At 35.0% G+C, this 11460-nt stretch carries 13 protein-coding genes; 10 read left to right on the forward strand and 3 right to left on the reverse strand.

Translation table 11 applies throughout. The features are described 5' to 3' along the window. Positions 1-240 precede the first annotated feature (240 nt). Both C0512_RS13715 and C0512_RS13720 read left to right on the forward strand, forming a co-directional pair. Complete coding sequence (locus tag C0512_RS13715) at positions 241-432, forward strand: hypothetical protein (RefSeq protein ID WP_290862517.1); 192 nt, start codon at positions 241-243, stop codon at positions 430-432. Positions 433-508: 76 nt separating this feature from the next. Further along, positions 509-814: a hypothetical protein gene (locus tag C0512_RS13720; RefSeq protein ID WP_290862519.1), complete on the forward strand. Its 306-nt coding sequence runs from the start codon at positions 509-511 to the stop codon at positions 812-814. A gap of 214 nt (positions 815-1028) precedes the next feature. Here C0512_RS13720 and C0512_RS13725 read toward each other — a convergent pair whose 3' ends face one another. Further along, positions 1029-2012, reverse strand: coding sequence for an HNH endonuclease (locus C0512_RS13725; protein WP_290862521.1), 984 nt, complete (start codon positions 2010-2012; stop codon positions 1029-1031). A gap of 165 nt (positions 2013-2177) precedes the next feature. Between C0512_RS13725 and C0512_RS13730 the strand changes: the two genes are divergently transcribed. From C0512_RS13730 to C0512_RS13755, 6 genes are all read left to right on the forward strand, one after another. Next, on the forward strand, positions 2178-3026 hold the full coding sequence (locus C0512_RS13730) for a phospholipase D family protein (RefSeq protein ID WP_290862523.1): 849 nt from the start codon (positions 2178-2180) through the stop codon (positions 3024-3026). Positions 3027-3491: 465 nt separating this feature from the next. Beyond that, positions 3492-4031: a hypothetical protein gene (locus C0512_RS13735; protein WP_290862525.1), complete on the forward strand. Its 540-nt coding sequence runs from the start codon at positions 3492-3494 to the stop codon at positions 4029-4031. Between the two features lie 442 nt (positions 4032-4473). Further along, positions 4474-4863 (forward strand): hypothetical protein, encoded by a 390-nt coding sequence (locus C0512_RS13740; RefSeq protein ID WP_290862527.1) that lies wholly within the window; start codon positions 4474-4476, stop codon positions 4861-4863. Between the two features lie 10 nt (positions 4864-4873). After that, complete coding sequence (locus C0512_RS13745; protein ID WP_290862529.1) at positions 4874-7453, forward strand: DUF4132 domain-containing protein; 2580 nt, start codon at positions 4874-4876, stop codon at positions 7451-7453. Then, positions 7453-8154 (forward strand): HesA/MoeB/ThiF family protein, encoded by a 702-nt coding sequence (locus C0512_RS13750; RefSeq protein ID WP_290862531.1) that lies wholly within the window; start codon positions 7453-7455, stop codon positions 8152-8154. Before C0512_RS13745 ends, C0512_RS13750 begins: the two co-directional genes overlap by 1 nt. A gap of 227 nt (positions 8155-8381) precedes the next feature. Continuing rightward, the gene (locus C0512_RS13755; RefSeq protein ID WP_290862533.1) at positions 8382-8855 is read left to right on the forward strand and encodes an acyl-CoA thioesterase; all 474 of its coding nucleotides are present in this window, start codon (positions 8382-8384) and stop codon (positions 8853-8855) included. Between the two features lie 66 nt (positions 8856-8921). On the opposite strand, the gene C0512_RS13760 is transcribed toward C0512_RS13755, so the two are convergent. After that, positions 8922-9548 carry an SOS response-associated peptidase gene (locus C0512_RS13760; RefSeq protein ID WP_290862535.1) on the reverse strand — a complete coding sequence of 209 codons (627 nt, stop codon included), beginning with the start codon at positions 9546-9548 and terminating at the stop codon, positions 8922-8924. 201 nt (positions 9549-9749) lie between these two features. On the opposite strand from C0512_RS13760, the gene C0512_RS13765 reads away from it, so the two are divergent. Beyond that, positions 9750-9878: a YqaE/Pmp3 family membrane protein gene (locus tag C0512_RS13765; RefSeq protein WP_290862537.1), complete on the forward strand. Its 129-nt coding sequence runs from the start codon at positions 9750-9752 to the stop codon at positions 9876-9878. A gap of 184 nt (positions 9879-10062) precedes the next feature. Beyond that, positions 10063-10848 carry a hypothetical protein gene (locus C0512_RS13770; RefSeq protein ID WP_290862539.1) on the forward strand — a complete coding sequence of 262 codons (786 nt, stop codon included), beginning with the start codon at positions 10063-10065 and terminating at the stop codon, positions 10846-10848. Between the two features lie 230 nt (positions 10849-11078). Here C0512_RS13770 and C0512_RS13775 read toward each other — a convergent pair whose 3' ends face one another. Beyond that, positions 11079-11354 carry a hypothetical protein gene (locus tag C0512_RS13775; protein ID WP_290862541.1) on the reverse strand — a complete coding sequence of 92 codons (276 nt, stop codon included), beginning with the start codon at positions 11352-11354 and terminating at the stop codon, positions 11079-11081. Positions 11355-11460 lie beyond the last annotated feature (106 nt).

Raw genomic sequence — 11460 nt, forward strand, 5'->3', positions numbered from 1 at the left:
GAGTTTTATGATGCAAAAAAAATATCACCATTATTAATGTAATAAATTTTAAACATATATCAAAAGATAAAAACTTAGTAATTGCATTTAGTAAAAGAATTTAAAAAGGTTTCTTTTCAAGTATTATTATTTCTATTTTTGGTTCATTAAGTATATTAAAGTAGATAAATTAATTTAGCTTTCAGTTAAAATTAAAAACAAAATCTTATTAATTTAAAATAACCTATTAAAAAAAAACAGATGAAAAAAATTATGACTTTCCTGATGACAGTATTTATTTCAATTGCAATTCAAGCACAGCAAAAACCAAAAAAATCATCAACTAAAGAACAATCTAGGAGTGCTGAAACTGGTAGGTATGTTACAAAACAAGAGGCAAAGAAAAATCCAAGCACTACATATACATCAAAAACAAGAAAGAAAAAAAGTTAGTGTTTATTTACTTTAAGATTGATTAATAAATTATTGTAATTATAAAAAGGTAATTACAAATGATAATGATATATCTATGAATGGTACTGAATTTTATGAGTTTTTAAGAGCAAACTTTTTAGAAAATGGAATTCCCTTAAATGCCAATAATGTTTTTTATAATTGGCTATATAAAGTGGAAACAGATTCATATTCCTTCCAATTTACAGTATTAAATAATGGTAACAAGTCTATTACTAAAGAAGTAATCATTATATCATGGGATGCTAACGTTCTAATAACTAATAATTGGTTATTAGAAAATTTGAATATCAATTATCATGGAGATTGTAGGATAGGTGTATTGAAACATTTAATATACACATTTAATCATTTAAGATAATTTTTATGCATTATGTCATCGCTTTTTTCTTCCCTTGGTTTCCGCCCCCTCCCCAAACTCTTCCAATACCACTCTCCTATACAAATGGCTCTGACTTCACAAAAAAAATATTATAGATTTAACCCAGCTACCCGAAGTTTTCAAATAGCACGTTGTTCGGCGAATGTCTCTGACTTCGCCGTAAAAAAAGATCGCTAAATTCTATCTAAAAAGCTTACATCACAAACTTTTCCTTTCGGTGCCAACTCAAATTCTGAACCGAAGGATAGTGTTTATACTCTTGAGGAAGTGCAATGCGTTTACCTGCAAACTGCATAATACCATAAGGGCTTTGGGTTTCTCTCACGGTGGGTGAAATGCGAACGATATAATCTTCGGTTATGGTGAGTAAACCTCTGTCATAGGCTCGATGTAAATTAGGAGACAAACAAATGCCGTTGCTGATAGTGTCATCGTTGGAAAAGCTAAACGGTATGATGTGACACGCATCGACTAACTGAGCATTGATGGTTGTTTCAATTTTCATTTCAGAAATACAACATTGGTGATTGTAGAGTCGTGGTATTTCCTTTTTAAAAATACCGCCTCGGATGAATCGTTCTTCTTCAAATTCTTCTTCCGTTAATTGGTTTTCGAGTGTTTGTATTTTGGTTTGGTATTCCTCTTTGGTATCATTCACCATTTGGTTTTTGATTTCAAATTCCAAGGCATATTGTAATTTGGGTGCTTCTTCTACATAACGGTCGGTTATGGTTGGGAAATACTGTTCCAATAGCATTTTTTCAAGGTACACATTCGTTACTTCATCTACCATCAACAAAAATAACGCTTGGTCTATTTCCGCAAAAGCAATGTTGTCTTTGACACTGTTTAACGTACTCATACTTTTGATGGAAGAAGCTCCTTTTGATAGGAACGTTAACTGCCAGAACGGTTCGCTTTTTAAATGAAAAAAAGGCAATGCAAAATTGCAGGTGTGTAAGGTCGTCACTAAAGCTTGCCAATTGCTTTTGAAAGCCAAAACCAATTCGGGTGTTATTTCAATTCTATTGGAAGTGATTTCCCCTTTTCGAATTAACTGTAAAACAGACAGTAATAAAATAGGTTTATGCGGTGCTTTTCCCAAAACCGGATGGGTGGATCGGTTTAGTTTTTTAAAATCGTTACAGTACTTGTTTAATGCTAATTGATTTGTCATGTAATTTTCAATGATTTTATAAAAATAGTGTTATTCTTTTAGATATGAAATGAAAGTGTTAATTTTGGAATATGCATTAAAGCAATCAATATTTGTAAAATTAGAGAATTACACTTTCAGAATTCAAACTATTAATTAAAAAACGACACTTAATAACTCCAATCAATGGCTAAATTTTTAAAAGGAAATGAACTCAATTCGGAATTAGAGAAAATATTTGAAAAAGCAAATAATCAAATTATTTTAATTTCTCCCTATATCAAATTGCATGACAGGTATATTTCCGTTTTACGATCAAAGAAAGAGAATCCTGCACTTGAATTAACTATTGTATTTGGTAAAAATGAAGATGATTTCTCAAAAAGTATGAAGCAAGAAGACTTTAATTTCTTTAAGGAATTTCCAAATATAGTAATTCGATATGAAAAGAATCTTCATGCAAAATATTATGCCAATGAAGAAAGTGCCATTTTAACATCGATGAATCTATACAATTTCTCACAAGATAATAATATAGAAGCCGGTATCTTATTATTTAACGGTAAAGATAAGATTGATATTGATGCATGGGAATATTTTAACCGTGTGATTGAACAGTCGGAACTTTTATTTCAAAGAAATGCACATTTTGATAATGCCCTATTTGGTTTGTCAAAAAAATACAAAGAATCAAAAACTGAAATAGATAAACTTACGGATTTCTTTTCTAATCGTCATAAATACGATTCAAATGAACGTTTTAAAAGTAAATCAGAGGTAAAAAAAGTAGAACTAACTAGACCAAAAGAAACCTTTCAAGCCGGTTTTTGCATTCGAACAGGAAAAAAAATACCTTTCAACCCCAATAAACCAATGTCGATTGAAGCTTATGAAAGTTGGACTAAATTTCAGAATGAGGATTATGCCGAAAAGTTCTGTCATTTCTCGGGTGAACCTTCGAATGGTGAAACAAGTTTTGCAAAACCAATTTTAAAGAAGAACTGGAAGGTAGCGAAAGAGAAGTTTAATTTGTAGTTTTGAAGAGATGCTGAAACAAGTTCAGCAGGATATGACCTCCCCCATTCTCCAAAATCTTCCAATACCACACTCCTCAACAAACAACTCTAACTTCACTGAAAAACGTAGTATCGATTTAACCCTCAAAGCATTCCAAACCCTCGAAGGGTAGGATGCTTCGACAGGCTCAGCAGGACAGTTGGGTTTTGAATTGGGTTTTTTCTTTTTCCGGGGCTAAAGGGTGGGGAAAAATGGGGCTTCGAAATGCGTGAAAATTTACAATTGAAGGATGCTTCGACAGGCTCAGCAGGACAGTTCGTTTTTGAATTGTTTTTTTTCTTTCCCCTGTGCTAAAGGGGGGGAAAAAAATGGGCAAATGAATGAACCCTCAAAGCGTTCCAAACCCTTCGAGGGTTTTAAAATTGTTTGAGGTTGTTTGTTTTAGTTAAAAGAATTATTATTTTAGCTTTAAAAAGAAGCGATATGCGTAAAGAAGAACTAATCAAACATGTCATACATAAAACGGTAGCTTATGGTTATAATATGAGTCATCAAGTTTTTGAAGAGGAATGTGATGTCTATTTAGAATTGGCTCAACGACGCTACATCACCGGGACTTTTCAAGATTTAATTACAGCTTTTAACGAACAATTTTTAGCACAATCCAAAGGACTTAGAGATCGGAAGAGGTTAGATTTGTTGTTTTATCCTTATGTTTATTGTATTGATAAAGCGATGGAGGTTACTTATAACCTTCGGAAGAATTGGAATAAGGAGGTACATTTCAATTCAGAGGATTTAAAAACAGCTACCTTTGGGTTAAACCTAGCGGATGAGGTCATCGAACAAATAGGCGAAAACATTAGCCAGTTTGAGTTCATCTTTGAAGAAGTTTACTATGCTTTGAAAGATAATGAAAACCTCATTACCTCCAAAACAAGACCTTATGTTTATGAAGCCATGCTTTGGGGTGCGGTTTATTTTGGGGTTGAATACTGTTTGCGATTAGATGTAAAGCCTTAGTTTTGGGATAGGTATTAAAAGAAACAATGAATTATGTAATTGACTTTTTTCTACTTCCGGCTATCGTGTTTATCCCCAGCTAATCAAACTCTTCCAATACCACGCAACTCGGTGAATGGCTGTGACTTCAAAGTAAAAAAAGTTACTAAATTCTATCTAAAAACCTCACATCACAAACTTCACCTTCCGATGCCAACTCAAATTCTGAAACGAAGGATAGTGTTTCAAATTTTTGGCAAGGCAATTTGTTATTGTTTAAAATGCAGGAATACTATTGATTTGGGATAGTGTAAGGTAGTTGAATGCTTTGAATTGGGTTTAGAAAAAACTACCAAAAGTACCAAATCAAAAACCGATACTTTTTTTGTAGGATGTATGGTTTATAAATTGCCATATCACCAAACTTTTAGTACTTTTAAAAAAAATTAAATCAAACAATACGATGAACGTCCTAATTTCTGATGAATTACTCAACGGCACCGTCACCAATCAGTTTGAAATACAACTCGATTCAGACCATTTGACCGTAGCCGAGCTTATTACAAAAAGAGTCACGATAGAAATCGAAAATTACAACAAACGCCTCCCCGAATATTTCTATGGCTTGGTAGAACCCAAAGAGGCAGAACGCACGTTAAATGGTTATAAACTAAAAGCCAAACAACTGATTGATGTGGAAAAGCAAGTGTACATTGCTTTGAATGCGTTTCAAAAAAATGGTTTCTTTGTGCTGGTAGATAATGAACAATTGGAAGAATTAGACCAAGTGGTTACGCTGAAAAGCACCTCAACGATAGCTTTTGTCAAACTGACTCCCTTGGTGGGAGGTTAATACGTTTTGTATGGGATTATTCAATAAAATTAAAACCGCAATTGGTTTAAACAATGAAGAAAACAGTTTAGAAAACAATGAATTTAAAACAGTTTTTTACAAGTCGATAGAAGAGTTTACCAAACATTCTAAGTTTTTTTATACCGTTGTTTTTGCAGAGGTACCAACTTATAATGAAGTCATTAAAAAATGGGGGGATGATAAGAAAGGAGAATTTGTCATTTTTTTAACCAACGTCATTAAAAATAACTATTCGGGTTACAACCGTGGAGTAAAGAAAGCATCAGACGAATACCAAATGGCTTCGCAGATGATTCAAAATTTATTTAGGAGTAAGTTGAAGTTATCTGAAACAATCGTCGTCACGATCTATGATTCCTTTAAAAAAAATGTCCCCGAAAAAGAATACAACAAAATGTATTGGTGGCCATTAGCTAATTTTTATAAACAAATCGAAAACAGCTTTAAACCTACTGAAGCACCGGAGGCTATTGTAGCCATTTTAAATGATATTCTACTCTTTAAAAAAGACACCAACAGTTACTATTACAAAGACCAAGTTAAACTGGAAGAAAAAATAAAAACCTTTCTCTATGCTCATCAAGGCAACGAAGTAGGCATTAAACCCACTTACTTTGTAGGAGAAGACGGTTTTCAATTGGGAGCAAATGCGGTACTCGACCAACAAAAAGAGGCAGACAAGAAACTGTGGTTTACTTTAGTTGCTTTAGCACAAAAAGCCACCGGAAGTAAGCCCACTCAAAAGTACTTAAACGAGGCAAAAGCGATCATTGATGAGTTGGGTTCTGACAAGTTTAAAAAAGTAACGCAAGAATGGTTTAACCAAGTTATCAACCTCAAAGAAACCGTTACAACGCAAACTCAAGTGTATAATAAAACAGAATATACATATAATCTTACTGAATTTTTAACCAGTCTAAATTCCGAAGCCATCAAAGGATTTGTATGGATGTCGTCATGGTTTTATGATAACACTACCGTTCAAACCATCAGTAAATTAGCAGAACGTTGTTTTAAAAAAATACCCGATAAAGGACCGGCAGCAGCAGGCATTGGCAATGCTTGTTTATACACACTATATGCCTCCAAAGGTTTAGATGGCATCGCTCAATTATCCAGGTTACGCTTAAAAATAAAACAAAATAATACGCTCACACTAATTGAAAAATACATAGACGAAGCAGCCGTAAAATTAGGCATTTCGTCTATTGAAATAGAAGATTTGGCTGTAGATGATTTCAAATTAAAAAGTCATCAGTTAACTTATCTTCTAGACGATTTCACCTGTGTTTTGGCCGTAACAGGCATTGGTAAGTCAACCTTAAAATGGTATAAACCGGATGGTACGGAACAAAAAACGGTACCGCAAGTGGTGAAAGATAAATTCAGTGGCAAACTGGCAAAAATTAAAGCTACACAAAAACAAATCGACCAAACCACGTCGGCTCAAAAAGAACGCTTTGACCGAATGTTACGTAGTAACAGAACCATGAGCATAGAATACTTTAAAGAAAAGTATGTGCAACATGGTTTGTTGTCTTTTGTTATCCATAAAATGATTTTTAAATTATCAAATGAAAAGGAAACAGTCTTGGCCATTTTTCTAAATAATCAATGGGTAACGGTGAGCCAAGAAGTCATTGAAATTGAAAACTACCTAGAAGCTATGTTATGGCATCCGGCAACAAGCACAACCAACGAAGTGAGAGAATGGCGAAATTTTTTAATGAATAATCAAATCCAACAACCTTTTAAACAAGCGTACAGAGAAATCTACTTACTCACGGATGCAGAAGTTACCACCAGAACCTATAGCAATCGTATGGCATCCCATATTTTAAAGCAACACCAATATGTTACCTTGGCAAAAGGAAGAAACTGGAAAGCCCGTTTAATTGGATCATGGGATGGTGGTGACCAAGATACCGCACAATTACTCATGCCGGAATATAACCTTTTGGTTGAATATTGGGTCAATGCACTGAACGCCGACGATCAATTCAATGCAACCGGTATTTGGAATTATGTCACCACCGATCAAATTCGATTTGTGAATACCCAAACCAATGACTTGGTTGAGTTAGTAGATGTTCCGGCGGTGGCATTTTCAGAAGCCATGCGAGACATCGACTTATTTGTTGGGGTAGCCAGTGTAGGTAACGACCCAACCTGGAGTGATTCCGGTGGTCTTCCTACCTACAGAGATTATTGGCAATCCTACTCTTTTGGGGATTTATCTGAAATTGCAAAAAACAGAAAAGAAATCCTGCAAGGACTTATTCCACGTTTAAAAATTGCTTCGGTAGCCCGTGTTGAGGATAAATTTGTAATAGTAAAAGGAAAAATCAGAACCTACAAAATTCATATTGGCAGTACCAATATCTTGATGGAACCCAACGACCAATATTTGTGTATTGTGCCTGACAGAAGTAAAAAAGACAACAATGACAACCTGTTTTTACCTTTTGAAGGCGATAATGGTTTATCGGTCATTATTTCAAAAGCATTGCTGTTAGCAAACGATGATAAAATTACAGACAGCACCATCACGTCACAAATCAACCGATAATGAATCGCTATCAACCGCAAATGCTACTCCCGGAAATAGGAGAAGCCGGCCAAGAAAAGTTGACAAAATCCAAGATTCTGGTGGTTGGTGCAGGTGGTTTAGGAACGGTGGTCGCTACCTACTTAGCCGCAATGGGAATCGGAAGAATTGGAATAGTTGATTTTGATGCAGTAGCGGAAACAAACCTACACCGACAATTTCAATATACCCCAAACAATATTGGTGAAAAAAAAGCAACATTGCTCGCTCAAAAAATAAGTACTCAAAACACTTCTATACTAATAAATGCTTTGTCAGAACAGCTCACTAAAGAAAATGCCACTAGGCTAATGGCAAACTATGACATTGTATGCGATTGCACGGACAATATCTTTGCTCGTGTACTGATTGATAAACAGTGTAATGCCCATCAATTACCTTTAGTTCATGGTGCTGTTTCCGATTGGCAAGGCTATGTAACGCTTTTTCACTATAAAAATAAATTCCATTACAGCCACCTCATCGAAGTCGAAGATTTACTGAGAGCACAAACCTGTGTAGATAATGGAATCAGTAGCCCAATATGTGGCATGATAGGAAGTATAATGGCCAATGAGGCTCTAAAAATAGTATTGAACACCGACACAACGCTTGACGGCAAACTTTTATATATTAATGGCTTAACAAATGTTTTTAAAACCTTAACATTAAAAAAGTCATAATAGTTCACAATACTACATTAGCATCACTAGACAATCATTACCCTATGAAATAAAGCACTAATCGCAATGTTAAACATCTTCTTTTTTAACCAGTAACCGTAAGTTAAATTATAATAAATCTCCAAACACCCCATCCACATTAGAATCCAAATCCATTGAAAATTGAAAAAGTTAAATTACTTATCTTTACCATAGTTCTATTTAATAACCAATCTAATCCCTAGGCCATGAAACAAAATCACAAAATCACCTTTCAATTTATCAGTGAACCGACCGATGTCAACTTTGGCGGTAAAGTGCATGGCGGTGCCGTGATGAAATGGATTGACCAAACGGCCTATACCTGTGCAAGAACTTGGGCGGAAACTTATTGTGTCACGGTGTATGTGGGCGGTATTCGTTTTTATAAACCCATCAACATTGGTGATGTTGTAAAAATTGATGCGTATATTATTTTAACCGGCCATTCCAGTATTCACATTGCCATTGATGTGTATTCCCGAAAACTGAACGAACCTACTTTTACGAAAAAAACCCATTGTGTGATTGTTTTTGTTTCGGTAGACGCTGATGGAAACCCGTTGGAAGTTAAAAAATGGGTTCCGAAAACCGAGCAAGAAAAACAATTAGAAACCTATGCGTTGAAATTGAAACAACTTCGGGTGGATATTGAGGAGGAGATGCAATCGTTTATTAAGTAGTTTAAGAGTTTAAAGGTTTAAAAGTTTAAGAGGGTAATCTACTTTGGGGTTGATTGTTTCTTATCCCTAGGAGACTTTAAAACTAACTATCTCTGCACTATACGGAAAAGCAAACTCCTGAAAAGCATTCGTGGCATCTAACCAAGCGGCTTCGTCGCCTTTTTTGAGCAGTATCGGCATTCGCTTTTTGTGGTTGTGTATGTATTCCATTTGTTTGTTTGCCGCGGTGGTGACAATGGCAAATGAATGGTAGTTCATCCCACTCTGAGGGTTATGCCACGTGTCATAAATTCCTGCCATGGCAAAAAGTTCGTCTTCCGCTGAAAAAATCTGGTACTTGTCTTTCGATTTTCCTTTTTCGTCGTTCCAATGCCATTCAAAAAAACTGGAGGCAATTACTAAGCATCGGTTAGTGGTCACGTTTTTAAAGCTGGGCTTTTCTTCCAGGGTTTCAATACGGGCATTCAGCGTGTTTTTTCTGAAATCAAGGTCTTTAGACCAAGTAGGCACCAATCCCCAATGGTAGTGTGTGCTAATGATTTCCGGTGAAGTATTCAAAATAACAGGCACCTTAGGAAATTCAAACCCATTGATATACTCCGCTTGCAGAAAAGCATCCAGTTGTTCCACTTTTGCGTTGAATCGTTTTTCCACTTTTACCGGTGGATCTTTTTGTCCCATGTAAAAACACATTGTCCTCTCTTTTTTATCAAAATTACGGAATTGAGATGAAATGAGCGTTGGGCGTAATGTCGTTTTTCTACCTGTTGGCATTTATACTTCAGCATAGTGACCAACTGTTTCAGTTTCTCCTTCCCTTGCCACAGAATTCTTCTTACTTTATTATAAAATTTCCTTTCTTTGTAGTAATCAATCCAATTAAATTAATCCTCCATGCGTTACGTCATTGCTTTTTTCTTTCCATGGCTTTCCTTGATGCTACAAGGCAAAGTGGGTTCGGGTATTGTTTGCTTGATTTTACAGCTTACGATTATTGGTTGGATTGCTTCGCCAGTTCGCTAAAGCTCGTGTCCGGCGGTGATTTGGGCTTTTACGGCGTTGAACCGGATGTATGCGGATAGGAGGACGAATAAGGTGATTCGGGAGTTGAGGAGGTGATGGGGGTTTTAGGTTTAAGGGTTTAAAAGTTTAAGAGTAACCCTTGAAGGGTTTGAATAAGAGATAAAAATAAGTAAGACAAGTTAGTATGGGCTGTGATATTTCAATACTAAGCAAACACAATTTAAACATTACCACTGTTGAAACATTAGCTATTGACCTAGCTGACCGACTCAACTTGAATATTGATTATGGTTATTTTGCTTCAGCTAATTACGATGCTTTATTAGGTGTTGACTATGACAATGAATTCATCGAATTGGGTACAATTCTAAAAACCAACGCGGAAGCAAGGTATTTCTTGGTAGATGATAACTATCAAAAGAAACTATTGTATCAAAAGTTTGGAGACTCTTTATTTGATATGATTGACTATTGGGGTTCGCTTAGAAGCGAGGTCCCGGATGAAGCTGCTAAATTGGAAGAAAAAAGAGAAATTTCCCTTGCCTACTTTTCTCTATATAGTGTTGAGCATACCACTGCAGAAGGCTATTTGACCGTTCACGATGAAATTTTAATGAATGATTTATACTATTATTCACGATGGTGGAGCTTTTGTAAAACCATTCAAACCACAGAAAAATTTGACGATGGTTATTTTCAAGATTTCAGAAAGTTAGTCATGAAAAGCACTTTGGCCCTCGGTGGTGATAAAGCCTATTTTGTAAATGATCAATGTAGGCATTTAGCCGGTGTTGGCGGAGGAAATGAAATCTATTACAATTGGCAAGAACTGGAAGATTTTATCCATTCCAGAGAAATTTTAGAGGTTATCTCTATTTCAAAAACGCTATTAGAGCCCGCATACAAAGAAGAAGTCAGCCGCAAAAAAGACAGCCATTTAGCTTTTTTTGATGATTTTAGGGATATTTAACCCTCGAAGGGTTTGAAACCCTTCGAGGGTTGAGAACGTTACAAAGTAAACTCGACCAGCTATAAAACAAAAAAGCTCCACATTTCTGTGAAGCTATATTTAGTAGCGGGAACAGGACTCGAACCTGTGACCTTCGGGTTATGAGTAAACATAATTCCTTAAATTATTTTGGTAGCTACCGGAAAACGGACGTTTTTAAAATTTTATTTATTAATTTTTATCATAATTCTTTATTCTGTATTGTCGATTGATATTGTCGTTTTGTTTATAACTTGTTTCCTGAAAATATTAGCATTAAAACCCATTATCCAATTAGCATCAACATCATAAAATTTACATATTTTTTCTATATGTACTGGAGTAAAATGAGTCAATCCATTTTTTACTCTTGTAATATTTTGTTTAAAAAATCCTATGCTTTTACAAAAATCTGATGTATTAGATATTTTACCTAATGATTTTAGGATGTCAATTAATTCAATTATTTTTTTATCTGAGGTATACAAAATTTATATCTTTAATTCATATACCTTGAAAAAATTTTTCAAGGTTACTAACGAGGTTACTAACGAGGTTACTAACGAGGTTGGTGATGAGGTTACTAACGAGGTT

It is taken from the genome of Flavobacterium sp. (assembly GCF_013822155.1).
GTDB lineage: Bacteria > Bacteroidota > Bacteroidia > Flavobacteriales > Flavobacteriaceae > Flavobacterium.